This window comes from Arthrobacter sp. Z1-15 (genome assembly GCF_054792395.1).
The window spans coordinates 2443785-2468753 of record NZ_CP096454.1; the positions used below are offsets into that span (position 1 = coordinate 2443785).

General features: G+C 64.9%; 25 protein-coding genes. 13 read left to right on the forward strand and 12 right to left on the reverse strand.

The features are described 5' to 3' along the window. Positions 1-87 precede the first annotated feature (87 nt). Both M1D40_RS11155 and M1D40_RS11160 read left to right on the forward strand, forming a co-directional pair. Complete coding sequence (locus tag M1D40_RS11155; RefSeq protein WP_461168867.1) at positions 88-432, forward strand: hypothetical protein; 345 nt, start codon at positions 88-90, stop codon at positions 430-432. A 101-nt stretch (positions 433-533) separates the two neighbouring features. After that, positions 534-1511 (forward strand): NAD-dependent epimerase/dehydratase family protein, encoded by a 978-nt coding sequence (locus tag M1D40_RS11160; protein WP_461168868.1) that lies wholly within the window; start codon positions 534-536, stop codon positions 1509-1511. Between the two features lie 79 nt (positions 1512-1590). On the opposite strand, the gene M1D40_RS11165 is transcribed toward M1D40_RS11160, so the two are convergent. The 3 genes from M1D40_RS11165 to M1D40_RS11175 form a co-directional block, all read right to left on the reverse strand. After that, on the reverse strand, positions 1591-2973 hold the full coding sequence (locus M1D40_RS11165) for a CAP and S-layer homology domain-containing protein (protein WP_461168869.1): 1383 nt from the start codon (positions 2971-2973) through the stop codon (positions 1591-1593). 155 nt (positions 2974-3128) lie between these two features. Next, the gene (locus tag M1D40_RS11170; protein WP_268911418.1) at positions 3129-3275 is read right to left on the reverse strand and encodes a toxin-antitoxin system HicB family antitoxin; all 147 of its coding nucleotides are present in this window, start codon (positions 3273-3275) and stop codon (positions 3129-3131) included. Between the two features lie 148 nt (positions 3276-3423). After that, positions 3424-5052: a GH25 family lysozyme gene (locus M1D40_RS11175; protein ID WP_461168870.1), complete on the reverse strand. Its 1629-nt coding sequence runs from the start codon at positions 5050-5052 to the stop codon at positions 3424-3426. Positions 5053-5475: 423 nt separating this feature from the next. Here M1D40_RS11175 and M1D40_RS11180 point away from each other — a divergent pair, with 423 nt between their 5' ends. The 4 genes from M1D40_RS11180 (at position 5476) to M1D40_RS11195 (ending at position 7615) form a co-directional block, all read left to right on the forward strand. Beyond that, entirely contained in the window at positions 5476-6309 is an 834-nt protein-coding gene (locus M1D40_RS11180; RefSeq protein WP_461168871.1) for an SDR family oxidoreductase, read from the forward strand. Between the two features lie 3 nt (positions 6310-6312). Beyond that, positions 6313-6699 carry a serine/threonine protein phosphatase gene (locus tag M1D40_RS11185; RefSeq protein ID WP_341394912.1) on the forward strand — a complete coding sequence of 129 codons (387 nt, stop codon included), beginning with the start codon at positions 6313-6315 and terminating at the stop codon, positions 6697-6699. Then, on the forward strand, positions 6696-6983 hold the full coding sequence (locus M1D40_RS11190; protein ID WP_461168872.1) for a hypothetical protein: 288 nt from the start codon (positions 6696-6698) through the stop codon (positions 6981-6983). The genes M1D40_RS11185 and M1D40_RS11190 overlap by 4 nt, the downstream gene beginning before the upstream one ends. Positions 6984-7063: 80 nt before the next feature. Continuing rightward, complete coding sequence (locus M1D40_RS11195) at positions 7064-7615, forward strand: DUF1697 domain-containing protein (RefSeq protein WP_341394910.1); 552 nt, start codon at positions 7064-7066, stop codon at positions 7613-7615. 11 nt (positions 7616-7626) lie between these two features. Here the strand turns inward: M1D40_RS11195 and M1D40_RS11200 are convergent, their stop codons facing one another. The 6 genes from M1D40_RS11200 to nrdH form a co-directional block, all read right to left on the reverse strand. Next, complete coding sequence (locus tag M1D40_RS11200; RefSeq protein ID WP_461168873.1) at positions 7627-7977, reverse strand: DivIVA domain-containing protein; 351 nt, start codon at positions 7975-7977, stop codon at positions 7627-7629. A gap of 171 nt (positions 7978-8148) precedes the next feature. Next, a complete protein-coding gene (locus M1D40_RS11205) occupies positions 8149-8661 on the reverse strand; it encodes a M15 family metallopeptidase (RefSeq protein ID WP_461168874.1) in 513 nt (170 codons plus the stop codon). A gap of 334 nt (positions 8662-8995) precedes the next feature. Beyond that, a complete protein-coding gene (gene nrdF, locus M1D40_RS11210; RefSeq protein ID WP_461168875.1) occupies positions 8996-9970 on the reverse strand; it encodes a class 1b ribonucleoside-diphosphate reductase subunit beta in 975 nt (324 codons plus the stop codon). 60 nt (positions 9971-10030) lie between these two features. After that, positions 10031-12169 (reverse strand): class 1b ribonucleoside-diphosphate reductase subunit alpha, encoded by a 2139-nt coding sequence (gene nrdE, locus M1D40_RS11215; RefSeq protein ID WP_461168876.1) that lies wholly within the window; start codon positions 12167-12169, stop codon positions 10031-10033. Next, positions 12166-12675, reverse strand: coding sequence for a class Ib ribonucleoside-diphosphate reductase assembly flavoprotein NrdI (gene nrdI / locus M1D40_RS11220; RefSeq protein WP_445818917.1), 510 nt, complete (start codon positions 12673-12675; stop codon positions 12166-12168). Before nrdI ends, nrdE begins: the two co-directional genes overlap by 4 nt. Before the next feature lie 61 nt (positions 12676-12736). Further along, the gene (nrdH, locus tag M1D40_RS11225; protein WP_229965442.1) at positions 12737-12982 is read right to left on the reverse strand and encodes a glutaredoxin-like protein NrdH; all 246 of its coding nucleotides are present in this window, start codon (positions 12980-12982) and stop codon (positions 12737-12739) included. 372 nt (positions 12983-13354) lie between these two features. Between nrdH and M1D40_RS11230 the strand changes: the two genes are divergently transcribed. The 4 genes from M1D40_RS11230 (at position 13355) to M1D40_RS11245 (ending at position 16983) form a co-directional block, all read left to right on the forward strand. Then, positions 13355-13711 carry a GntR family transcriptional regulator gene (locus tag M1D40_RS11230; protein ID WP_341394905.1) on the forward strand — a complete coding sequence of 119 codons (357 nt, stop codon included), beginning with the start codon at positions 13355-13357 and terminating at the stop codon, positions 13709-13711. Then, entirely contained in the window at positions 13701-14696 is a 996-nt protein-coding gene (locus M1D40_RS11235) for a DUF1648 domain-containing protein (RefSeq protein WP_461168877.1), read from the forward strand. Before M1D40_RS11230 ends, M1D40_RS11235 begins: the two co-directional genes overlap by 11 nt. 134 nt (positions 14697-14830) lie before the next feature. Continuing rightward, complete coding sequence (locus tag M1D40_RS11240) at positions 14831-15763, forward strand: LysR family transcriptional regulator (protein WP_341394903.1); 933 nt, start codon at positions 14831-14833, stop codon at positions 15761-15763. Positions 15764-15867: 104 nt separating this feature from the next. Then, positions 15868-16983: an FUSC family protein gene (locus M1D40_RS11245; protein WP_461168878.1), complete on the forward strand. Its 1116-nt coding sequence runs from the start codon at positions 15868-15870 to the stop codon at positions 16981-16983. On the opposite strand, the gene M1D40_RS11250 is transcribed toward M1D40_RS11245, so the two are convergent. Both M1D40_RS11250 and M1D40_RS11255 read right to left on the reverse strand, forming a co-directional pair. Beyond that, a complete protein-coding gene (locus tag M1D40_RS11250) occupies positions 16984-18087 on the reverse strand; it encodes an App1 family protein (RefSeq protein WP_461168879.1) in 1104 nt (367 codons plus the stop codon). It lies immediately after the preceding gene. Between the two features lie 95 nt (positions 18088-18182). Then, a complete protein-coding gene (locus M1D40_RS11255; protein WP_341394901.1) occupies positions 18183-19256 on the reverse strand; it encodes a fatty acid desaturase family protein in 1074 nt (357 codons plus the stop codon). 229 nt (positions 19257-19485) lie between these two features. On the opposite strand from M1D40_RS11255, the gene M1D40_RS11260 reads away from it, so the two are divergent. From M1D40_RS11260 to M1D40_RS11270, 3 genes are all read left to right on the forward strand, one after another. After that, positions 19486-20754 (forward strand): alanine racemase, encoded by a 1269-nt coding sequence (locus M1D40_RS11260; RefSeq protein ID WP_461168880.1) that lies wholly within the window; start codon positions 19486-19488, stop codon positions 20752-20754. After that, positions 20751-22058 (forward strand): D-arabinono-1,4-lactone oxidase, encoded by a 1308-nt coding sequence (locus M1D40_RS11265; RefSeq protein WP_461168881.1) that lies wholly within the window; start codon positions 20751-20753, stop codon positions 22056-22058. Before M1D40_RS11260 ends, M1D40_RS11265 begins: the two co-directional genes overlap by 4 nt. Before the next feature lie 120 nt (positions 22059-22178). Continuing rightward, complete coding sequence (locus M1D40_RS11270; protein WP_461168882.1) at positions 22179-22880, forward strand: lysoplasmalogenase; 702 nt, start codon at positions 22179-22181, stop codon at positions 22878-22880. On the opposite strand, the gene nhaA is transcribed toward M1D40_RS11270, so the two are convergent. After that, entirely contained in the window at positions 22877-24640 is a 1764-nt protein-coding gene (gene nhaA / locus M1D40_RS11275) for a Na+/H+ antiporter NhaA (RefSeq protein ID WP_461168883.1), read from the reverse strand. The two genes, M1D40_RS11270 and nhaA, sit on opposite strands and share 4 nt — an antisense overlap. Positions 24641-24969: the final 329 nt, after the last annotated feature.

Here is a 24969-nt window from a genome sequence, read left to right on the forward strand (position 1 = left end):
TAACGTCCGCACATGTTCCCATTGTGCCTGCAGGAGGGGAGTACTCCCCAGCATCCGACCATTCGAATATGTGTTCTACTTTTAACCATGGATCAGGAAGCGGCGGCACGGCTCGCCGCCCGCTACGCCCGGCGCGCGGAGCCGATTGAACTCACCCCGGAAGAGCTGGATTTTGAGCATCACCCGGCAACTACCTCCGTGCCGGGCATCCCCGTCTGGGCCTGGATCCGGTTCCCGAACGCTGCGGAGCAGGTCAAGGGCGAAGCCTGCACGTGGAACGCCAGGGCGGTGCAGGTGCTGTGGACCGACGCCGGAATCCGCCGGGCCACCTGGGTCTGGGCATCGGCCGTGACCAGGCGCTCCAGCGGCGGCCGCAAGACCGGCCTTGGCGAGCGCACCGGGGAGCGCACCGGGGAGCGCACCGGAGAATAACGGGACAGAATCCGGATCGTGCTGCAGAATGGGCCTGCGGACTTTCCTCCGTGCCGCGCGTGCACCCCGACGCGGCCCTTACGACCGGTCAGGGAACGCACATGGATATTCTTCTCATTGGCGGAACGGGAGTCATCAGTTCCGCCGTCGCCGAGCACGCAAGCCGGCTTGGACACCGCGTGACACTGCTGAACCGCGGAGTTTCCGCCACCCGGCCGGTACCGCCCGGCGTGGAAGTCCTCCACGCGGACATCCGCGATGCCGCGGCCGCGTCAGAAGCTCTCGGGGGCCGCGACTTTGACGCCGTCGCCGACTTTATTTCCTTTGTTCCCGAGCAGCTGGCCGCCGGGATGGACCTGTTCCGCGGCCGCACCGGCCACTATGTGTTCATCAGTTCCGCCTCGGCATACCAGAAGCCCCCGGCCCGGCTTCCGATCCTGGAGTCCACTCCCCTGCGCAACCCGTTCTGGCAGTACTCCCGCGACAAAATCGCCTGCGAGGACCTCCTCGTCTCCGCCTATCGCGACGAGGGGTTTCCGGGCACCGTGGTCCGGCCTTCCCACACCTATGACCGCACGATGATCCCCCTCATGGGCGGATGGACGGACCTGCACCGGATGCGTGCCGGACTTCCGGTGCTGGTGCACGGCGACGGAACCTCGCTGTGGACGCTGACCCACAGCCGGGACTTCGCCCGGGCCTTTACCGGGCTGCTGGGCCGCGGCGAGGCGGTCGGCGACAGCTACACCATTACTTCCGATGAGTTCCTGCCCTGGAACGAGGTGTACCGGATCCTGGCAGCGGCCGCCGGCGTGCCGGAACCCGAGCTGGTCCATGTCGCTTCGGAGACCATTGCCGCCCGGGACCCCGGGCGGGGGCCGGGCCTGCTGGGCGACAAGTCCCACTCGGTCATTTTCGACAACTCAAAGATCAAGGCACTGGTGCCGGGGTTCGCTGCCGAAATTCCCTTCGCGGAGGGTGCCGCCGAGATTCTGAGCTGGTACGACGCCCATCCCGACGAGCAGAAGATCGACCCGGATTTCATGGCGCTCTCGGACGCCCTGGCCGCCGGCCGCTGACCGGACCGCCCCCGGGGGGGGTGGGGCGCGGTCCGGCCGCTGCTTCAGCAGCAGAGCCTGGCTTTAGGCTGTTGGCCCCCTATGCAGCCCAGCGCTTCATGAAAGCGGCCATGGCATCCCGGGCGACGGTTTGTCCGGGTTTGTACGCTTTGCCGTTGGCCACCGGCCAGCCGGTGGAGACACCGCTGGCAGCCAGCCAGGAAATCTGCTTGTAGAACTGATGCGAAACAGGCACATCAATAAAGGGGGAACTCTTGGGCGGCGTGTAATTCGGTGAACCGGCCAACCGGTAAAGGAAAGCTGCCATCGCATCCCGGTCGACGGCATCATGCGGCAGAAATACCTTGCTTCCGTTTTTCTGGACCCAGCCGGTGGAAATCTTTGTCGAGGCCAGCCACGCAATTTCCTTGTAATACGGATTGGATACGGAGACATCGGTAAAGGGCGATTTGGCCGGGGCCGCGAACTTCGGTGACCCTTTCAACCGGTACATGAAGGCGGCCATCGCCTCGCGGCTGACCGGCTGGAACGGCCGGTACGTCCTCGTGCCGTTCTTTTCCGCCCATCCGGTGGAAACCCCCTGCTTGTGCATCCAGTTCATCTCGGCGAGGAACTTCTGTCCGCCCACCAGGTCGCTGAACGGAGACACCACTGCGGGCTTGGTCGTTTTCGGATAGCCGGCCAAGTTGGAGACCACCAAGTGCCAGCCCTTGTACGGTCCGCTGGTCGGCACCACGTAGCCGACGCCCGTATGGGTTTCCCTCGGATCCAGCATGGCGGCCCGGTGTGCCGGGGAGTTCATCCACCAGTCCACCACCTGGGCGGCGGAGAAGTTGAAGGCAATGATTTCGCCGTACCAGTTCGCGCCGGCGGGAATCAGCGATCCGCCGGCGTCGGGGCGGTGGATGCCCGCCCAGTCGAAGTTTGGATCCGCGGTGGCTACCCGAAGGTGGTTTGCCCACCCTTGGGAAACATCGGCAATGTGCTGGTTCCAGATGAGGGCGGGAACGCCGGCAGCGCTGCGTTTGGCATTCATCAGGTCAAAGACCTGTCCGGCGAAGCGGTCGCTGCGGACCGATTCGGTGGAGGCATCCGGGGCAGCTACCTGCCCGCCGCCGGTCCCTTCCGGGAAGGCCTCCGGGAGGGCTTCCGGCAAGGCCTCCGGACCGTATCCCGGGCCGGCTTCCTCGGCAGCGGCCTTCACCGAGGCGTCGGCTGCCTCCGGGGAAAGGGCTGCCGGGTCCGGTCGGGGCGTATCCGGCATGACCGGCGGAACCTCACCCGTATCGGCGATATCAGAAGTATCGGCAGTATCCGCGGTATCGGCGGTGGAGATTGTCGGGAGCATTGTCCAAGGATCAGCTGCAGCAGCTGCTCCGGGAACTGCAAGGGAGGCAAAAACAAGGGCGCAGGAAACGGGGACGGCAACGGCAACGGCCCGGAATGTAGTGTTTTTCTTCATAGCTGGAAGTATCGTAACCGCCCCGGATCGAGGATCTGTTCGACACTCCAACAAAGAGCAGCAATATCGCTTATCTGCGGCAGCTGATCTGTGTCATTTCGACAATTATCTGCTGAATTCTTTAGTCCCGCGCAGCCCTGCCCTCCGGGGAGCCGCTACGCCAGGTGGCTGCGGCGGTTGCGGTGTTCAAGGAGCAGCCTCGCGCCGTTAACCACGAGAACTTCCACGGAAACCCCCTGCTCCTTGGCGAGCTCCTCCAATTCCCGTCCCAGCTTCGGCGGAATCCGCAGTTCAATGTTCATGCGTTAAATCGTATCGGCGTCTGCGGGCGCGCCCGACCGTTCCGGCGTTCATTACGTCACCCTGACCGTGTACCTCCGAGAACACCACAGGCAGCACACCGGGGGTGTGCTGCCTGTGGTGCACTGCCGGTTGCCCTGAAGGACCCCGCTAGAACTTGGCGTCGTACCGGTAAAGGAACGCCGCCATCGCATCCCGGGCAATGGGCTGGTACGGGCGGAACGTCTTGTCGCTCCAGCCGGTGGAGATGCCCTGCGCTGCCAGCCAGCTGATTTCCTTGTAGTACATGTTGCTGACCGGAACGTCCCTGAACGGGGAAACCGCCGGCGGTGTGTAGCGCGGGCTGCCGGCCAAGCGGTACAGGAAGGCCGCCATGGCATCGCGGTTAATGTCTGCGCCGGGCTGGTAGGTGGTTCCGTTCCATCCGGTGGCCACTCCGCTGGCTGCCAGCCAGTGGATCTCCTTGTAGAAGAGGTTGTTCGTTGCCACATCCCGGAAGCGCGAAACCCTGGGCGCCGTGTAAGCGGGTTTGCCCTGGACGCGGTAGAGGAAAGCTGCCATCGCGTCGCGTTTGACCGGGTCCGCCGGACGGTAGGTGCCGTCGGGGTACCCCGTGGTGATCGCCTTTGCCTTCAGCCACGAGATCTCCTTGGCGAACTGGCTGTTGCCCGGAACGTCGCTGTAGGGTCCGGGCACGGGAACGGGCGCAGGGGCCGGGGCAGGGGCTGCGCCGCGGGCAAACGCCGTCAGCCCTGCGGCTGTCCCGTTCCAAACGTTGGAGTCGCCCACGAAAGGCCCGGTGCTGCTGTACTGCCACAAGCTGTAGACGCTCCAGCTCGCGGGCAGCGTGCCGGCTCCAACTTCGTTGTAACTTGCAATGTGCAGCGGATTGTCCCGGAAAGCGGCACTGTTGCCGGTGCAGGTTTTCCACCAGTCAGTGGTCGTGTAGATCATGGGCGCACGTCCGGTGCGGGCCTTGACCGTGTTGGAGAAGTCGCGGATCCAGTTGACCATCTGCCCGGCGCTCATGTTGTAGCAGGTGTTGCCCAGGGAAGTGTAGGGGTTGTACTCAATGTCCAGGAGCGGCGGCAGGGTACGTCCGTCTGCGGACCATCCCCCTCCGTTGTTCACAAAGTAGTTGGCCTGGTCAACGGCCGAAGAGACGTTGGGCAGGGCAAAGTGGTACGCGCCGCGGACCATGCCGACGTTATAGGAACCGCCGTACTGCTGGTTGAAATTGGGGTTCTTGTAGGTCATCCCCTCAGTGGCCTTGGCATAGGCAAACCGCGCCCCCTGCGCCCATGCGTGGTTCCAGTCAACGTTGCCCTGATGGCTGGAGACGTCCATGCCCTGGATCCCGGCCGGGCGCCAGTTTCCCGCGAGCGGTTCCGCCGCTTCGGGTGCCGCCGTTCCGCCTTCGGCGTCGGCGTCGACGTCGGCGTCCGCGCTCCCGTCTCCGTCCGGAGTGGCACCAGCAGCGCCGTCGTCGGGCGCCGTCGTCCCGGCACCCTCCTCCGGCATAGCCGCGGCACCTTCATCCGGCGCAGGCAGCTGCGCGTCTCCGGTGACGTTCAGCCGGTGCAGGCCCTGCCCCATTGAGGCGCCGTTTTCGCCGATGATTTGCGTCTGTTCAGCTTCGCTGATGCCGCTGGCGGCGGTATCCGTGTCTGTCCCCAGGGCGGGGACAGCGGCCGCGGCCGGACCTGCGAGGCAGGAAACAGCCAGCAAGGCGGCCAGTGCAACTGATGTGAGACCAGTGGAAAGCGTCGTGGTTTTCATTTATGTCCTGGATGATGTCGTTGATATCCCGCGTATCCGCGGGAAATGAGGGATCCCCCACGGTCCCTTTTTGCCTTTTTTGCCGGGGTGCATAGAGAGCTGCACCTTCGCCGTTGGCGTTTCCCGCACCGAGTGAAAGAACTGCGGGACTTTTGCTTGATGTAACTTTTGGGTTTGCAGCGGCGGCAACACGATTCGGTTCCGTCGCGCTGCTTTTACCGTATGCCACGATATTTCCATGCATCAGGTCGACCTAGCGGACTCGAGTATTTTACAGGTAAATCGTTACACACCCATTCCGGCGGTAGAACACAGCATCGACACCGTCACCTGGCCCGTATACCACCCACAGAAGGCACGGCACACGATATCCTCGGTAGCTACCGGGACTTCCCTGCCCGGACCCTGCGATATTGGAGCGTCATGGCAACTGAAGTACTGGTAGTTATCGGTTTGGGCGGAATGGGCCAGGCCGTCCTGCGCCGCTCGGGGGCGGGCCGGAAGGTACTCCTGGCCGACTTCAATGAAGACCTCCTCGAGAGTGTGGTTGCCGGGGCTGTCGGTGACGGATACGACGTCGTATCCCAGCGCGTAGACGTGTCCTCCCGTGATTCGGTGGCGGCCCTGGCTGCGGCCGCGGCAGAACTTGGGGCAGTCACGCAGGTGGTCCACACAGCAGGGCTGTCCCCCGTCCAGGCCCCCGTGGATGCCATCTGGAAGGTCGACCTGATCGGCGCCGCCCTGGTGCTGGAGGAATTCGAGAAGGTCATCGCGCCGGGCGGTGCCGGCGTCGTTATTTCGAGTATGTCCGCCTACATGTCCGGCGGCAGCATTCCCGCTGATGTGCTGGCCAGCCTGGCCACGGTGCCGGTGGATGACCTGCACCTGATTCCGTTCATCGCCGGAATCGACAACCCGGGTTACGCCTACCTCATCGCCAAGCGCGCCAACCAGGTCCGCGTGCAGACGGCCAGCCTGCGCTGGGGTGCCCGCGGGGCGCGCGTGAACAGCATTAGCCCCGGCGTCATCTCCACGCCCATGGGGCAGCAGGAACTCGCCGGTGAATCCGGTGCCCATATGCGGGCCATGATTGAAAACTCGGGGACCGGGCGGGTGGGCACTCCGGGCGACATCGCCAACGCCGTCGCCTTCCTGCTGAGCTCCGATGCCGGCTTTATCACCGGCATGGACCTGCTGGTCGACGGCGGGGCTGTGGCCGGCGTCGATACGGGACAGCGCAGTAAAGTGGCGGGCTGATCCATGAGCGGACCGATGCCCGTGGAGAACACGTTCGACCATCTGCGGAAGCTGGACGGCGAACATGTCGGTTACATCCATATGACCGACGCCGGGGAGTTCGTGCCGTTTGACCTGCTCCACCGGCGCCGGGCCGAGCCCCTGGAACTGGAGACGGCAGAGAGCCTGCTCGATGATCTCGGGCTGCGGATGTTCGTTGACAAGTGGTGGCTGGACCTCGACGGCGATCAGGTTCAGGTCCTCATCCAGGAGGTGCGGCGGGACCGGGTGCTGGTCGCGCCGTCGGTCGCCGGCGCCATCGCCAAGTCTGCGGATATGACGAAGACGATTGAAATCCTGCTGCCGACCGACCGGCTGTTCCAGGGGCCGGTGCCGCCGGTGCAACGGTGACCGATCTCCAGTGCCCGGCCGGCGCCGTGCTGCTCGGCTGCGGAGCTCCCCCGCCGCCATGGCTGGCCCACCTGCGGGTGGCCGAGCGGTTCGAGGCCACCGGCTGGGCCAATGTTCTGTCCCTGGTTGATGAAACGGCCGACCTCTTTCGGGGCGAAACGTTTGTGGTGGCCGCTCCTCCGGCTGACCTGGCGGAAGCGTTGCGGCGGCGGGGCGTGGCGGGCAGGCCGCCTGTCCTCGTCGAGGTGGACTCCGGCGGGTGGAGATGGGTGCCGGAACCCTAGGTCTTCTGCTCTCCCCGGGGTAAATTCACTGCAAGACGCCCAGACCCGCGGCTGGCGGCCGCTGATGGACGGAGAGAATTGTGGAACCTACCCCGTATCTGGTCCTGCTGCGCGGCATTAATGTGGGCGGCAGGAACAAGGTCCCAATGAAGCTGCTGAAGGGACACCTGGAAGACCTAGGATACGAACACGTGATGACCTACATAGCGAGCGGAAACGTGCTGCTCGAATCCGCCGATGCTGCCGGGGAGATCGGGCCGTGTATTGAAAAAGCCCTGGCTGAGAGGTTCGAGCTCGACGACGAGCTGGTCAGGGTGCTGGTGCTCAGCCGGGGGCAGCTGCAGGACGTCGTCGCGCACAAGCCCGAAGGTTTTGGTGAGCAGCCGGGCAAGTACCATTCCGACGCGATCTTCCTCATGGGCATTGATCCGGCTGAAGCACTGTCAGCTTTCAATCCCCGGGAGGGAGTGGACGCTGTCTGGCCGGGTGAGGGCGTCATCTATTCCCAGCGCCTCAGCGCGGAACGGACCAAGAGCCGGCTGAGTGCTGTTGCGGCGTCACCGATGTACAAGTCCATGACCATCCGCAGCTGGAACACCACCCAGAAACTGTGGAACCTGTTTCAGGACTAACCGTGTTCCTTCTACGAGCTCACGTTTCCCGCAATCTGGGCCCGGAGCTGCTCATTTTCCGACGCCCACAGCGGGAGGTTCACCACGACCTTGTCGAGAAAGTCGTCCGTCTCGTCCTGTGAATAGCCGTCACGGAATTTAGTCGGAGTGAATTCGTGTTTCACGACCTGTTCAGGAGTGAGAACCGGGCCGGTGACCGAAACGAATCCGCTTCGAGGGTTGCCCCTTCCCAGCTGGAGGCGTTCGTTTTCTTCCTGCAGCCGCCGGACTTCCAGGACTGTCTTTTCCAGCAGCTCATCGACTTGCTTCTGGGCATAGCCCTCCCAAATTTGTCGGCATGAGTTTCTGGGCGACAACGCCATCAGCGGGCAGAAGGGGTTTCTAGTTCTCCCAACTTCCACTAATGGCTGTGCGTCGAAGCCTTCGTCCCGATTCGGACACTGAAACTTCCCTCACTAGGTTCAAACGTCAAAGTTAGCTCAAGAACCGGACAATTGATTTTTCCTCCGCCGGCTACATGGCTATAGCCTGATTCAGTACCCTGGTGCGGCAGGCAGGTTCGCGAATTCTTCCAGTGTGATTCCGGCTTCCACTATCCGTTGGGCGGAATCCACCCCGATGTAGCGCAGATGCCATGGCTCGTAGGAATACCCGGTGACGGCTTCTGCTCCCGCCGGATAGCGGACCACAAACCCGTAGCGGTCGGCGTTGGCGGCTGCCCAGGACCCTGCCGCTGTTCCCTCAAAGCAGGGTTGGAGGGAGCAGGTGCCGTCGGGGTTGGCAATATCCACGGCCAGTCCTGTCTGGTGTTCACTGTGTCCGGGACGGGCCGAGAGGGATTCAGCGGCAGGGCCTCCGTAGCTGTCCGTGTAGGACGAATGCAGATCTGCCTGTTCACTGGCCCGGCGGAAACCACTGACGGCTGTGATCGCAACCTCGGATGCAGCAGCATCCGCAAGCAGCTGCAGGAAGGCTTCCCCTGCCTCGGCACGCAGTGACACTCCCCCAACGTCGATGAGGTTCCGGGGAACGTATTCCGTGCTCAAGGGCCGGTCCTTGTTGACTACAACGGTGATGCTCTGTGGCGAATTAAAGTCGGGCACGGCGATCGCTGAAGTTGCAGCAGAGTCCGCCTCCGGTAGGTCGCCGGTCCAGGAGAGGTATGCGAGGAGACAAAGGCATACGGACGCGAGCATCGCGATATGAGTGTTAACGTGCTGACGCGGCATTTTTTCCTCCACCGCAACTTTCCCATAACCGCGGTATAAGCTGCACCAGCGACGCGGGAGCGTGATCGGTGCTGAATACGAAAGAACCCGCTGCCCCAAAAGGGGGCAGCGGGTTCTTGCAGTGCTCAGATGCCTCGAAGTCTGTCTGGAACTAGAAGTCCCAGTCGTCGTCCTCCGTGTTTACGGCCTTGCCGATGACGTAGGAGGAACCGGATCCGGAGAAGAAGTCGTGGTTCTCATCCGCATTCGGGGAGAGCGCGGACAGGATGGCCGGGTTCACGTCCGTCAGGGCGGACGGGAACATGGCTTCGTAGCCCAGGTTCATCAGCGCCTTGTTGGCGTTGTAGTGCAGGAACTTCTTGACGTCCTCGGCCAGGCCGACGCCGTCGTACAGGTCGTGCGTGTACTGGACTTCGTTTTCGTACAGCTCGAAGAGCAGCTCGTACGTGTAGTCCTTCAGTTCCTGCTTGCGGGCCTCGGACACACCTTCCAGGCCCTTCTGGTACTTGTAGCCGATGTAGTACCCGTGCACGGCCTCGTCACGGATGATCAGGCGGATCAGGTCAGCCGTGTTTGTCAGCTTGGCCCGCGAGGACCAGTACATCGGCAGGTAGAAGCCCGAGTAGAAGAGGAAGGACTCCAGCAGGGTGGAGGCCACCTTGCGCTTCAGGGGGTCATCGCCGCGGTAGTAATCCGTGACGATGTGGGCCTTCTTCTGCAGGTTCTCGTTCTCGGTGGACCAGCGGAAGGCCTCGTCGATCTCCTTGGTGGAGGCCAGCGTGGAGAAGATCGAGGAGTAGCTCTTGGCGTGCACCGACTCCATGAACGCAATGTTCGTGTAGACGGCTTCCTCGTGCGGGGTGATCGCATCGGGGATCAGCGAGACGGCGCCAACCGTGGCCTGCACGGTGTCCAGCAGGGTCAGGCCGGTGAACACGCGCATGGTCAGCTGCTGCTCGTCCGGGGTGAGCGTGTTCCACGACTGGACGTCGTTGGACAGCGGCACCTTCTCCGGCAGCCAGAAGTTGTTGACCAGGCGGTTCCAGACTTCTACGTCCTTGTCATCCTGGATCTTGTTCCAGTTGATCGCCTGGACGCTGTCGATCAGCTTCAGCTTCTCGGTCATGAATGGTTCCTTGTCTTGAAAAGAGTGCGAGGGGTTAGGCAGTCACAGCAGGCGGAAATGTCACAGCATGCAGCTGACGCAGCCTTCCACCTCGGTGCCCTCGAGCGCGAGCTGGCGCAGGCGGATGTAGTAGATGGTCTTGATGCCCTTGCGCCATGCGTAGATCTGCGCCCTGTTGATGTCGCGCGTGGTGGCGGTGTCCTTGAAGAACAGCGTCAGCGACAGGCCCTGGTCCACGTGCTGGGTAGCAGCGGCGTAGGTGTCGATGATCTTCTCGTAGCCGATTTCGTAGGCATCCTTGTAGTACTCAAGGTTGTCGTTCGTCAGGTACGGCGCCGGGTAGTACACACGCCCGAGCTTGCCTTCCTTGCGGATCTCAATCTTCGCAGCCACCGGGTGAATCGAGGAGGTGGAGTTGTTGATGTAGGAGATCGAGCCGGTCGGCGGCACAGCCTGCAGGTTCTGGTTGTAGATGCCGTGCTCCATGACCGAGGCCTTCAGCGCGGCCCAGTCAGCCTGGGTCGGGATGTGAATGCCTTCGAACAGCTCGCGCACGCGCTCCGTCTTCGGAACCCATTCGGAGTTGACGTACTTGTCGAAGAACTCGCCGGTGGCGTACTTGGACTTATCGAAGCCGGCGAACTTGCGGCCGGTTTCGATGGAGAGCAGGTTCGATGCCCGCACCGCGTGGTAAACCACGGAGTAGAAGTAAATGTTGGTGAAGTCGATGCCCTCTTCGGACCCGTAGTGCACGCGCTCACGTGCCAGGTAGCCGTGCAGGTTCATCTGGCCCAGGCCGATGGCGTGGGAAGCGTCGTTGCCCTTGGCGATGGACGGCACGGAGCCGATGTGGCTCATGTCCGAAACTGCGGTCAGGGCGCGGATCGAAGTTTCGATGGTCCGGCCGAAGTCCGGGGAATCCATCGTCTTGGCGATGTTCAGGGAACCCAGGTTGCAGGAAATGTCCTTGCCGGTCTCGGCGTAGGAAAGGTCATCGTTGTACGTGGTGGGCTCGGAAACCTGGAGGATTTCGGAGCACAGGTTGGACATGATGATCTTGCCCTCGATCGGGTTTTCCCGGTTCACCGTGTCCTCGAACATGATGTACGGGTAGCCGGACTCGAACTGGATCTCGGCGAGGGTCTGGAAGAACTCGCGGGCCTTGATCTTGGTCTTCTTGATCCGGGCGTCGTCCACCATCTCGTAGTACTTCTCGGTGACCGAGATGTCGGAGAACGGCACGCCGTAGACCTTTTCGACGTCGTACGGAGAGAACAGGTACATGTCCTCGTCGCGCTTGGCCAGTTCAAAGGTGATGTCGGGAACGACGACGCCGAGGGAGAGGGTCTTGATGCGGATCTTCTCGTCGGCGTTTTCGCGCTTGGTGTCCAGGAACCGGTTGATGTCCGGGTGGTGGGCGTGCAGGTACACGGCACCTGCACCCTGGCGGGCACCGAGCTGGTTCGCGTAGGAGAAGGAATCCTCAAGGAGCTTCATGACGGGGATGACGCCGGAGGACTGGTTCTCGATCTGCTTGATCGGCGCGCCGACCTCGCGGATGTTGGTCAGCGCGAAGGCCACGCCGCCGCCGCGCTTGGACAGCTGCAGTGCGGAGTTGATGGAACGGCCGATCGACTCCATGTTGTCTTCGATACGCAGCAGGAAGCAGGAGACCAGCTCGCCGCGCTGGGCCTTGCCGGCGTTCAGGAAGGTGGGGGTGGCGGGCTGGAAACGGCCGCCGATGATCTCGTCGACCATCTGCATGGCAAGCTTCTCGTCACCGCGGGCAAGGTGCAGGGCAACCATGCAGACGCGGTCTTCATAGCGCTCCAGGTACCGCTTGCCGTCAAACGTCTTCAGCGTGTACGAGGTGTAGAACTTGAACGCGCCCAGGAAGGTCTCGAAGCGGAACTTCTTCTTGTAGGCGCGCTGGTAGAGCTCGCGGATGAAGTCCATGGAGTACTGGTCGAGCGTTTCGCTCTCGTAGTATTCGTTCTTGACCAGGTATTCCAGCTTCTCTTCCAGGTCGTGGAAGAACACGGTGTTGTTGTTCACGTGCTGGAGGAAGTACTGGCGCGCAGCAGCGCGGTCGGCGTCGAACTGGATCTCGCCGTTCTTGCCGTACAGGTTCAGCATGGCGTTGAGCTCGTGGTAGCCCAGGTCCTTGTAGGCCTCCGGCAGCTCCTTGGAGTCCGTCATGCCGGCTTCTGCGACTGATGCGTCCAAAACTCTTCCAATCCTTCGTTTACTTTGACGACGTCCTCGGACGTGCCCATGAGTTCAAATCGATATAAAACGGGGACTTTGCATTTCACGGCGACGATGTCCGCCGCCAGGCAATAGGTGTCCCCAAAGTTGGTGTTGCCTGCGCCGATTACTCCCCGGATCAGGGAGCGGTTGTGCTCGTTATTCAGGAACTTGATGACCTGCTTGGGCACTGCGCCCCGCGCTGCAGCTCCCGGCTGCTCCGCTGTGCCGCCGTAGGTGGGCAGCAGCAGGACGTACGGGCGTTGCGCCAGCAGAGTGGGTTCTGAGGTGTGAAGCGGGATTTTTCCTGCGGCCGTGTCCAGTTTTCCGACAAAGCGGCCGGTGTATCCCGACGCCGATGAAAAATAAATCAGGGGTGCGTCAGTGACGGGCTGCGCGTCTGCTGCGGATTCCGGATCCGGGGTCATCCCGGAGCGGTGTGCTATCCCCAGTGCCATGGTTCCTGCGCTCCTGACGGTGCGGGTCTAACGGGTGTGGTGCCGGTGTGCGGAAGCCTGATTAGGCGACAGAGGAAACCGACGCCTGGGCGAGCGCATCGATCTTGTCCGGACGGAAACCCGACCAAGAATCCTGCTCGGTAACGACGACGGGAGCCTGCATGTACCCCAGTGCGCGGACGCGTTCCAGGGCCTCTGCATCCTGTGACATATCCACGATCTGGTACGTGATGCCCTTCTTGTCCAGCGCCCGGTAGGTAGCGTTGCACTGAACGCAGGAGGGCTTGGTGTAAACCGTAACGGTCATGGTTGGTCTCCCCTTGTGAAGCCTTGAAGTCTGTCCATTGATACTACATCCAGACACTACATCTAGTGCGCAGCTGCAACGGGAACCCCAAGATGATGTATTACAAGTATGTCATTCGCCGGTCCCGTCGTCCACAGCTAATGCACAGGGCGGGGCGGGAAATTCCGTGAGTTCTCGCTGGTCGGCCCGGGGTTCTCCACAGGCTGTGCAGAATGAACGCACACCCTGCGGGGAGTCGCCAAGGCCACAATTTCCAGCGCGTGTCGCGAAACGCTGGCGTGTCGCCGCTGCTGCCGCCGCACCGGCAGGAGCGGGGACGGCGCACCGGCAGCCAAGCTGGCACGATTGTTATAGTTGAAGTAGAATAACTACATGCTCATGAAAGTGGATTCCTCAAGCGACCAGCCGCTGTTCGCCCAGCTGGCCGCCTCCATCCGTGCAGATGCCGCCGCCGGGCGGCTCAAGCCCGGCGAGCGCCTTCCGTCGGCACGCGAGGTGGCGGAATCTCTGGGGATCAACGTGCACACCGTGCTGCACGCTTACCAGGAGCTCCGGGCCGAAGGGCTCGTCGAGCTGCGCCGCGGACGCGGTGCAATCCTCACGGAAGCTGCCGCACCGCTGGCAGCCCTGCATCCCGATGTGCTGGCCCTGATCACCAAGGCCAAAGAACTGGGTCTCTCACCGGAAACCCTGTCCGCCTATGTAAAGGAAATTGCCCGTGAGTCCTAACTCCGCCGACCTTGTCCGCCGCCGCTTCCTGCTGGTGGCCGTGGCCGTGCCCGCCGTGGTTGTGGCCGTTGCGGTGGCGCTTCAGCTCATCGCGCTGCCGTCGCTGCCGGATCCGGTGGCCGTGAACTGGGGCAGCAACGGACCGGACGGGTTCGCTCCGCCCTGGCTTCCCCTGCTGCTGACAGTGCTGCTGGGAGCCGGCATCCCGGCCCTCATGGCGGGGAGCAGCTTCTCCGGCCTGCGCGGTGGCGGCTCCGGCCACGGCTCCGGCTACCGTTTCCTGGGGGCAATAATCCCGGGCATCACCACCATGCTGTGCCTGATGCTGACCTGGGGCCAGCTGATGCAGTCCGGGCTGCCGGACGCCGCGCTGGCCCCCGGGGTAGGCCTGCCCGTGCTGTGGTCCCTGCTGGCCGGCCTGGCCGTGGGGGCCGTGTGCTGGTTGGTGCAGCCCAAGCCGGCACCGGCTCCTGCTGCCGTCCCCGGGAAACCGCTGCCCCTGGCCGAGGCAGAACGCGCTGTCTGGTTCCGCGAGACCAGCCTTGCCCTGCCCGCCCTGCTGCTCATCCTGGGCGCCGTCACAGCCGTGGCGGCCGGCGCCCTCATCGCCTGGCTCTGGGCCGACCCCGCCGTCGCCTGGACGCTCACCGCTCTCACCGCAGTACTGCTGGCGGCCGCTGCTACCACCACTGCCTACCGGGTCCGGGTGGATGAGCGCGGCCTGACCGTCACTTCCATAGCGGGCTTTCCCCGGTTCTTCATCCCCCTTGACGAAGTCCGGGACGCAGAAGCCGTGGCCGTGGTGCCGGCGGCGGAGTTCGGCGGCTGGGGCCTGCGCTGGGTGCCGGGCCGGTTCGGCGTGGTGGTCCGCACCGGCCCCGCCCTGCAGGTGAACCGCCGCAGCGGACGCCAGTTTGTGGTTACCGTGGACGACGCTGAAACCGGTGCGGCCCTGCTGCAGGCGATGGCTGCCAGGACCGCCTAGGAACCGGAGCGCCTCCACGGCCGGCCTCCGTGCCCTTCAGGCAGCCCTGGCTGCCGGACAGCCCGGGCACGGAGGCCAACCGGATACAGTGGTCGACGGCGGCAGTGAACGCAGCGTCACGGAAGGCGGCACCAGTGGTAAACCCGATCCACCTCAAGACCCTCCTGGAAGTCATCCGGGTGGGCTCCTTTGCCGCTGCGGCCCTCCGGCTGGGCTACACGGCGTCGGCGGTCTCCCAGCAGATGTCCGCCCTGGAGCGGGCTACCGGAGCGCATTTGTTTGAACGCTCCGCGCGCACGGTCGTGCCCACGGAAGCCGCCGTCGTCATGGCACGGCATGCGGCCAAGGTCCTCACCGACATGGACGCGCTGATGGCCGCCACCGCCCGGGTGGAAGCCGGCACCAGGCACGAACTGCGGCTCGGCATTTTCCCCAGCCTGGCCACCTTCGCCCTCCCCCTGCTGATCGGATCCCCGGGCTGGCAGGACCTGGGCATCAACCTGAAAATCCACGTCGCGGAGCCCGGCCAGACCATCCAGGGCCTGCGCAGCGGCGGGGAGCTGGACGTCGCGCTCATCTACCAGGTGGGCCAGGGCGGGCTGGCCTGGCCGTCCACGATCAGCCGGCAGTGGCTGGGCGACGACGATTTCCGCGTGGTCCTGCCCCGCTCCTGGGGCATCCGGGAAGGCTCCCGGATTTCCGCCGAGCAGCTCTCCGACATGCCGTGGATCATGCATCACCCCGGAACGCCGGATGCACTCGTGATTGAACGGCTCTTTGCCGGCTGCAATCTCCACCCCCATGTGGCCGCCTACTGCGATGACTTCAACGCAAGCCTGGAAATGGCGGCGGCAGGCCTCGGCGCTGCTCTGGTTCCGGAACTGGCCATGCTCAACCGGCACGACGGCGTCGTTGTCCTGGATGTGCCCGAGATCCGGCTGGCACGGAGCATCTTTGCACTGGTCATCAACGAACGCGAGAATCCCCGGGTCCGGCTCTTCCTTGACCAGCTGGCTGAAATTCTGCGCACCCAGAGCATTGCCCCGCGCACCACTGCGGACGCTTAGGCAGGAACCGCAGGGTTTGCCCGGCGTCCCGCCGAGCCGAATTGTCACTGCTGCCGCGGGTACCGGAATCGTGTCCTGCAGGGAGCACGGGTAATACTGGCTGGATGCCTACAACCGGAAATCTCTTTCGCAACACCGGCAGGCTTCTCCAGGGCACTACGCTGTCCTCAGTCTCCGACCGTTTCAAGGGCGTACTGCGCTACACGCGCGTCCAGCTCGCCGTTAAGGCCGCCCTGGCCGTGGCCATCGCCTGGACACTGGCTCCGCTGGTGCCCGGCGTTGCCGCCCAGTATCCGTATTACGCGCCGCTGGGCGCGCTGATCAGCATGTACCCAACCGTGTCCGGCTCGGCGAAGGTCGGCGTCCAGGTCCTGATCGGACTGGTCACCGGAATGGCCCTGGCCCTTATCGTCCTGCTCTTCGGCGGACCCTCGGTGTGGACCATCGCCCTGGTCGTGGGGCTGGGCGTACTGTTTGCCGGCATCTCCCGGCTTGGCGCCGGGCGCGAATACCTGCCCATGGCCGCCCTCTTCGTACTGGTCATGGGCGGAGACGACCCGGACGGCTACTCCATCGGCTACGCGGTACAGATGCTGGTGGGCGTGGGCGTAGGGCTGACCGTCAACGCCACCATCTTCCCTCCCCTGCACCTCAACGGTGCGGTGGACGGGCTCGCTTCCCTGCGGCTTTCCCTGGCCCGGCAGCTCAAGGAAATGGGCACCGCCATCTCGGAATCCTGGCCGCCCGAGCACGAGGACTGGTCCAAGCGACGGACCGAGCTCATCGCCTTCAGCCGGGAAGTCCGCGAGTCCGTCCAGCTGGCTGACACCAGCCGCCGCGGCAACCTGCGCCGGCACCGCCACCAGCACGATCTTGATGCGGACTACCGGGCGCTGCGGGCCATGGAGCGGGTAACCCTCTATGTGGAGGACATGACCGAGGTCCTGTCCACCGCCATCTGGACCAGCCCGGAGGATATGGCCGTTCCGGGCGAACTTGCCGAACAGCTTTCCGAGGCGATGACCGCCACCGGGGAAGCCGTGGAAGCCTGGGATGCCGGCGGCGAGGAATACGAGACCGCGCGCGAGGCCGTCCGGCAGCTCCAGATCGACATGAACTCGGCCGCATCCCCCGACAGCCCGGTGGACGTCACCGCCTCCCTGGCGATGAGCATGCGCCGGATCCTGCGCACGGTGCGGACCGAAGAGGACCAGCCGTAACTACCCGGCGTCGGGAAGCAGTCCCAGCTCGGCCAGCTGCAGCGCCATCCCGGCGCCGTCGGGCGCGTAAATCCACGGGATGTCCGACGGCGTCTGCCCCGCCCGTGACGCGGACCGGCCGCCGGCCAGCACTGCCTCGCCCGCCGACAGCTGCCGGATCGCGATGGCCCGCACATTTTGCGGATACTGCTGGGCGAAGGCAGCGTAAATGGCTTCGTCATGCTGCCCGTTGTCTCCGATGAGCAGCCACTTGATGTGGGGGAATTCCTTGGCCAAACGTTCCAGCTGCGTCTTCTTGTGCTCCGGCCCGCTGCGGAACCAGCGGTCGCGGGTGGGTCCCCAGTCCGTGAGCAGCAGCGGACCGGCGGGATAGAGGTTGCGGGTGATGAACCGCGTCAGCGTTGCGGCCACGTTCCAGGCACCCGTGGACAGGTACAGGACGGGACTGCCGGGGTTCTCCCGCGCGAGCCGGTCCATCATTACGGCCATGCCCGGGGTGGGCGTGCGGGCGTGCTCATCCAGTACGAAGGTGTTCCAGGCGGCCAGGAAGGGCCGCGGCAGTGCTGTCACCATGACCGTGTCATCAATGTCGGAAACGACGCCGACGGTGGCCGAGGGATCCACGATGTAAACGGGAGCCACGGCTGCCTCGGAATCCTCGGAGCGGAGCGTGACGGTGGTCCAGCCCGGTGCCAGCTGCACCGGAAGAACCACGTCGACAACTCCGCCGCGGTCCGCGGTCACCGGATAGCACTCGTCGCCGATCTCCACGGTAACTTCGGCCTTGTTGATCGGCGGGCTCATGAAGTTGCGCCAGCCGCGGATGCCGTCACGGATGACTTTGGCCCCGGCGGAGTTCTCCCCGGCGGCGGCGTATCCGGGCTTGGCAAGGATCACGCGGCCCAGTACCCGGACCCATTCCGTGGTGCCGTAGCCGGTGAAGGGCAGGACCGTTTGGACCTCCCCGCGCTTGCGGGCACGGCCCTCCCGGTAGCTGTGCAGGGAGTCTTCAAGCCGCATGCCGATATGGCTGGCCTGTTCCTTGACTTCCTTAACTGCGGGGCGGGTCTGACCGGACGGTGAATCGGAAGGTGTCGGCAACATGACTCCAGTCTGTCAGACGCACGGGCCCGGGCAGCAAAAAGCCGGCAGCACCGTCGGGGACGGTACTGCCGGCTTCAGCGGCCGGTAAGGTGCGGCTAGCGGCGGCGCTGGGCCGTCATGGGGCAGTCGAACGGGTCGCGGGCCGACAGCCCCACCTCGTTCAGGTACCGCACCACAATGCCGTAGGACTTGGTCAAAGTGGTTTCCGTGTAGGGAATCTTGTGCTCTGCGCAGTAGGCCTTGACGATCTCTGAGGCACGGGCAAGGTTCGGGCGCGGCATGTTCGGGAAGAGGTGGTGCTCAATCTGGTAGTTGAGTCCGCCCATCAGCGTGTTCATTCCGGTGCCCTTGATGTTCCGCGAAGTCAGGACCTGGCGGGAAAGGAAGTCCACCTTGGAATCCTTGGGGATGATCGGCATGCCCTTGTGGTTCGGGGCAAAGGAGGCTCCCATGTAGACACCGAAGACGGCCAGCTGGACACCGATGAAGGCGAACGCCATGCCGACCGGCAGGAAGAAGAACACGGCACCCAGGTACAGACCCAGGCGCAGGAAGACCATGGCCAGCTCGCCGATGCGTCCCTTGACCTGCTTGTTGGCAAAGAGGTGCTTGATGGAGGTGGCGTGCAGGTTGATGCCTTCAAGCATCAGCAGGGGGAAGAACAGCCAGCCCTGGCGCCGGGCGAACCAGGCCATGAAGCCCTTTTGCCGCGCGGCCTGCTCCGGCAGGAACGAGATGGTGTCCATGTCAATGTCCGGATCCTTGCCCACCGTGTTGGGGTTGGCGTGGTGCCGGCTGTGCTTGTTCATCCACCACTGGTAGCTGATGCCGACGACGGCATTGGCCACGAAGCGCCCGGCGCGGTCGTTCGCGGGACCGGATTCGAAGACCTGGCGGTGCGCGGCCTCATGGGCAATGAACGCCATCTGCGTCAGCAGCACGCCCAGCGCGGCAGCGATCAGCAGCTGGAACCAGCTTTCGCCGATCAGGAAGAACCCGGTTCCGGCGGCCAGAAGGCCGGCGCAGAGAAAAATGAAGGTCGTGATGTAGAAGGAGCGGCGGCGTTTCAGCAGCCCTTCATCGCGAACGGCCTTCAGCAGCCCTGAATAGCTGCTGACGACGGAGTTGGTGCGGGTCTTCGGTGCAGCTGGTTGTGCAGTTGTGCTCATGCGGCCCTCTGGGTCTCTTCGACTTCCCAGCCGGCGTAACGAGCAATTTCTGCTCTGTAGATACTTCAGCCTAACCCCTATCTCTGGCAAAACCATGTGACCGCCCTCGCAGGTCCCGGAATTCGTGCCGCCCCGGGACGGTTTCGCCGGGTGTTCCGCGGCCCAGGAGGCTACAATCCGGGCATGCCCCGGCGGCCAAACCTGCAGCGGGAAACGGAAGGTAACCACCATGACAGTTCCCGGCAACGTGCGGCCGGCAGGCCTCCCCCTGGATCTCGGCGGCGCCGCGGTTCGGGCACCCTGGCGTCATCCCGAGTCATTCTGGACCGGGCTCAGCGCCGCGGCGGCGCATTTAAGCGCACCCGTGGCCGTGCTGAGTCTTGATGCCCTCCGCTGGAACGCGCAGGATCTTCTTCGGAGAGCCGGCGGAACCCCGCTCCGTGTGGCCAGCAAGTCGCTCCGCGTCCGCGGTGTTATCGAAGCCCTGCTGGCACTTCCGGGCTTCCGCGGCATTTTCGCCTTCACCCTCGCCGAGGCGCTCTGGCTGGCGGAGGGGTGCGACGACGTCGTGGTCGGCTACCCGAGCGCGGACCGGGCGGCGCTGGCACGCCTCCTGGCCGACGAACGGCTGGCTGCGCGGGTAACGCTGATGATCGACGACGACGCCCAGCTTGACCTTATCGACTCTCTGGCCCCGCCCGGAAGCCGCCCCGCCGTGCGGGTCTGCCTGGACGCCGATGCCTCCTGGCAGGCACCGCTCCTCGGGTTCATCGGCACCCGCCGCTCTCCACTGCACTCTCCGGATGACGCCGTCGGCCTTGCCCGCAGAATCGCTGCCCGCCCCGGCTTCACCCTCGTGGGCCTGATGATGTACGAAGGGCAGGTGGCGGGAGTGGGCGATGCGGTCCCGGGCGCTGCAGCGATGAACGCGCTGATGCGCCGGGTCCAGTCCCGTTCCATGGCGGAGCTGAAGCAGCGCCGCGGGAACATAACCGGCCGGCTGCGGGAACTGGCGGACCTGGAATTCGTCAACGGCGGCGGCACGGGTTCCATTGAAGCAACAGCGCAGGATCCGTCAGTCACCGAGATCACTGCAGGCTCCGGCCTCTTTGCCGGGCACCTGTTCGACACCTACCGGTCCTTCTCCCCCGCGCCGGCAGCCGCCATCGCGTTCGATGTCGTACGCCGTCCCGGACCGGATTTCGCCACGGTCCTGGGCGGCGGCTGGATCGCCTCCGGGCCGCCCGGCGCGAACCGCGTACCGCGGGCCGTCTGGCCGCCCGGGCTGAAGCTGCTGCCGCGTGAAGGCGCCGGAGAAGTCCAGACACCGCTGGCGGGCCGTGCCGCCGCCGGCCTGGCAGCTGGTGACCGCGTCTGGTTCCGGCATGCCAAGAGCGGCGAGCTGGCGGAGCGGGTCAACAGCTTCGCCGTGGTCGACGGCGGCAGCGTCACGGCGGTGCTGCCCACCTATCGGGGCGAAGGGAAGGCCTTCCTGTGAGCGCGGACGGAGGCACCTGGCGGAACTGGGCACGCACGGTGACGGTGACGCCGCAGCGCGTTGAGCAGCCCGCCCGCATTGAAGAACTGCAGCAGTGTGTCAAACGGGCGGCCGCCGCCGGGCTGCAGGTCAAAGCCGTGGGTGCCGGCCACAGCTTCACGGCAGTCGCGGCAGCACCGGGGGTCCTGCTGGATCTGGGCCGCCTGCAGGGAATCCTGGAGGCGGACACCGCGCGCCGGCGGGTCCGGCTGCTCGCGGGCACCCGGCTGCACCGCATCCCGGAACTGCTGGCACCGTTTCAGCTGGCCATGCCCAATCTGGGCGATATTGACCGGCAGTCGGTAGCGGGGGCCCTGTCCACAGGTACGCACGGCACCGGGGCCGGCTTCGGAGGGCTCTGCACACAGGTGGTCGGCATGACCCTTGTCCAGCCCGACGGCGGCCTGCTGGCACTGGATGAGGAGGACCCCCTGCTGCCGGCCGCCGCGCTGGGCCTTGGCGCCCTGGGGATCATCGCCGACGTCACCCTGCAATGCGTCCCGGCGTTCGCCCTGCACGCGGTGGAAGCCTCGGAACCTCTGGCCTCCGTGCTCGCCTCCCTGGAGGAGCGGGTGGAGTCCACCGACCACTTTGAGTTTTACTGGTTTCCCCACACCGACCGCGCGGCAACGAAGGCCAACACCCGGCTGCCCGGGACGGCACCGCTGAAGCCGCTGACACCGGCTGGCCGCTGGACGGATGAAACGCTCCTGTCCAACACCGTGTTCCGTGCAACCTGCGCTGCCGGCACCGCAGTTCCGGCGGTCATCCCCGCGGTGAACCGCGCCGCAGCCCGGCTGCTGGGCGGCCGGAATTACACGGACTCCTCCGCCCGGGTTTTTACCCAGCGGCGCACCGTGCGCTTCACGGAAATGGAATACGGTCTTCCCGCCGAGCGGCTGGGATCCGCGTTCGATGCCCTCCGCCGGCTGATCGAAGACCGGGCGTGGCGCATTTCCTTTCCGGTCGAGGTCCGCTGGGCCGCCGCCGATGACCGCTGGCTCTCCACGGCCCACGGCCGGGACACGGCCTACATCGCGGTGCACCGGTACTGCCGGGAGGATCCGACGGAGTACTTCGGGGCGGTGGAGGAGATCATGCTTGCCCACGAAGGACGCCCGCACTGGGGAAAGCTGCACAATCTGGGCGCCGCCGCTCTGGCCCCCCGGTATCCGCGGTTTGCCGATTTCCTGGACCTCCGGAACCGCATGGACCCCGACCGGATGTTTGCGAACGGCTATCTGGACCACGTCCTGGGTCCGTAGCTGCTCAGGATCCTCAGGTTTCGCCGTTCAGGGTCTTGCCGTTCAGGTTTCGCCGGAAGGTCCTGCCGGAAATACACAGCGGGCATCGTACGATGAGCTCCAGCCAACCAAAGGAATGCCGTGACCACCGCGCCCGCCTGTGACCTGACCGCTGCTCTGCCCCGTTCCAGGTGGTGGGGGTTTCTTCCGTTTGCCGCGGTGTCCGCGGTGCACATCGGTGCCCGCGCCGTCGGGGCTTCCGAGATCGCAGAACCGACAAAGCTTTTGCTGATGCCGCTGCTGGCCGCCGCTGCGTTGTGGGGAGGCCGCCGCTTCCTGCGGCGCCGGCCGGCAGCCCTGCTGGTTGCGGCCCTCCTCTTTTCATGGCTGGGCGACGGGGCCGGGGCGTTTTTCCCGTTTGCGCCGGAACTTCCGGTGATGCTCGGATCCTTCGGCCTCGCCCACCTCTGCTATATCTGGCTGTTCACCCGGTACACTGCCGCCGGCCCGTTTCCCCGGTGGACACTCGTCTTTGCTGCGTGGTGGGTGCTCATGCTGGTGGTGCTGTGGCCCACTCTCGGGAGCCTGACCGCCGCCGTCGCCGTCTACGGCGTTGTGCTCGCCGGAACGGCGGCCACAGCAGCCCGGTGCAGTCCGGTGGTGGCGGCCGGAGGCGTGCTCTTTCTCGCTTCGGACACCGTCCTGGCGCTGCGCATTTTTATGCCCGATGCCATGCCGGACTGGACCAATCCACTCGTCATGCTGACCTACTGTGCCGGACAGGGGCTCATTGCGGCCGGTGTCCTCCGGACCCTGGCCGTGCGCCGTCCGGCCGAAGCCTAGCGCGCAGCCTCCTCGAGCGCGCGGATCAGGGATGGCGCATCATAGGGTCCGAAATGCCGCACGGAACCGATAAAAAAGGTAGGCGTCGAGTGCAGGTCCATGAATTCGGCGTCCAGCGCATCATCGTCAACCCTGTTCATTACCGCCCCTGAGAGCAGGTCGCTGCGGAACCTTTCGACGTCGAGTCCGAGTTCCAGCGCGTAGCGAAGGAGATCGTCGGTCTGGAGATGGTCCTGCCGCTCGAAGAGCATCCGGCCGTACTCGCGGAAGGCGCCCTGCAGGTGCGCGGCCTCGCTGGCGCGGGCCGCCCCCACCGCCTCAGGGTGCACCCGCGTCAGCGGCAGGTGGCGCCACACGTAGACCAGCCGGGGACCAAAGTGCTCCAGCACGTCATCGATGGATCCGGTGGCCCGGGAGCAAAACGGGCATTCAAAGTCCCCGTATTCAACCAGCTGGAGGGGCGCCTGCGGATTGCCGCGGTAGTGGTCGCGCTCCGGGTCAAAGTCCCGCACCAGGAACCGCCCCACGGTCGAGGCCGGCTGAAACCGGTCGACAAGACGGAACCAGGCCCAGCCCAGCAGGAAGGCCAGCACCGACGCAGCGAGGACTCCCACGCGGGCTTGCGCCTGAAGCAGTTCGTCATCCACGGCCAGGCCCACAATGAACAGGGAAATGGTGAACCCGATGCCGCACAGCGCCGCTCCCCCGCCCACCCGCGCCAGGGTCAGCCCGGGCGCCAGCCGGCCGGCGCCCGTCCGTTGCATCAGGGCGGTGGCAGCGGTGATGCCAATGGTTTTTCCGATCACCAGGGCAATGATGATTCCCCAGGTCAGCCGGGACTGCGAGGCGGCAGCGAGAGTGGGGCCGTCCAGCCGCACGCCGGCGTTGGCGAGGGCAAAAACCGGCAGGATGAGCAGCGACACGTACGGAGCGTAGGTGCCCTGCAACCTTTCATTGATGGAGATGGATTCCTTCAGGCTCCGGGCTGTTGCCGCCGCGTACTCGGGGGTTGGTGACTGTCTGAAGGCCCGCGCCAGTTCCTCGGTGTGTTCAACATGCTGCCGCCGCGGCGGGAACACCGGAATCATCAGTGCGATCGCCACTCCGGCCAGCGTCGCGTGGACTCCCGAGGCATAGGTCGCACCCCAGGTGAGCAGGCTGAGGACCGCGTAGGCCGGTCCCCGCCCGGTCGGCAGGAACCGGACGAGCGCCACGAGTGCCAGCAGCACAACGGCCGCGAGCAGGGGCAGCAGCTCCAGGTCGGAAGTGTAGAACACCGCGATGGCCGCCAGCGCCCCAATGTCATCCACCACGGCCAGGGTCAGCAGGAAGACCCGGAGCCTGCCGGGGAACTTCGGTCCGGCGACAGCCAGCGCCCCCACCAGGAACGCCGTGTCCGTGGAGATGACGGCGCCCCACACCGCCGCATTTTCTCCGGACGGGTTCAGCAGCAGGAAAATCCCGGCCGGCACCAGCAAACCGGCCACCGCCGCGGCCACCGGCACCACAGCCCGGGACCGGTCCGTCAGCTCCCCCACGGTGAACTCCCGCTTGACCTCCAGTCCCACGGTAAAGAAGAAGAACGCCATGAGCGCGTCGTTCACGATGTCGTGGAAGCTCATTTCCAGCTCCATACCCCCGACGCGGAGGTCCACGACCGTGTCCCAGAACTCCGCGTAGCTCGCCCCGAAGGGGAGGTTGGCCCAGAGCAGCGCCAGCACGGTAAAGGCCAGCAGCAGCCCCGCCGATGTCTTATCCATGTCCTTGCGCATATCAGAGCACGAAACGGCGCGGAAAGAGGCGGGCGCCGGGGCGGATGCGGAGATGAATGAAGGGGCGGGTTGGCTCGGCCATCCCTGCATTCTGGTGCAGGTTCCGCTCCGTTGGCTAGGGGCGGCCGGACGCAGCAGTACTACCAAGGGCGGACGACGCCGGGACAGGGTCCGGCATCCGGACGATGGCACCACCGGCCGGATCTGCAACCCTTGTGGCATGAAACCAGAACTGCCACCGGTATCCGCCGCCGGAAAGGAATCCTGATGAACCGCGCACAGAATACTGTCGGCGTCGGCCCCTGGTCATTCGACGC